The sequence below is a fragment of the Escherichia sp. AM3 genome, from assembly GCF_032029835.1.
GTDB classification, from domain to species: Bacteria; Pseudomonadota; Gammaproteobacteria; order Enterobacterales; family Enterobacteriaceae; genus Escherichia; species Escherichia coli.
In genome coordinates this window covers 1-414 of sequence record NZ_JAVUPQ010000607.1, presented here as the reverse complement: position 1 = coordinate 414, position 414 = coordinate 1, and the positions used below count along the sequence as shown (strand labels likewise).

The 414-nt window shown below is 51.7% G+C and carries 1 protein-coding gene; it reads left to right on the top strand.

Annotation, left to right across the window (positions count from 1 at the left end):
* On the top strand, window positions 1-414 hold a 414-nt coding region (locus tag RTW80_RS27495; RefSeq protein ID WP_312721257.1), incomplete at both ends, for a DNA topoisomerase.

Here is a 414-nt window from a genome sequence, read left to right as displayed (position 1 = left end):
AAAGGCACTGGCAAATCTTAAAGATAATCGTGATTTCAAAGGGCTTTACCTTAAGGCGCTGGCGCGTTCAGTTGCTGATGCCGTCTATGGCTTCTCCATGACGCGTGCTTACACCATTCCTGCAAAAGCCAGAGGATATCAGGGCGTTCTGTCTGTCGGGCGCGTCCAGACGCCCGTTCTTGGCCTGATTGTGAATCGTACCCGTGCTAACCAGAACCATAAATCCAGTTTTTACTACACCATGACCGGAGTCTTTCAGCGTGGTGCTGATGTTATCAGGGCGAACTGGAAGCCAGGGGAATTTGCTCCGCTGACAGACCGTAAATTACTTGATAAAGCGTGGGCAGACGGAACGGCAGCATCCCTTGCAGGACAACCGGCTACAGTTGACGCGGCAGCAACTGAGGATCATAA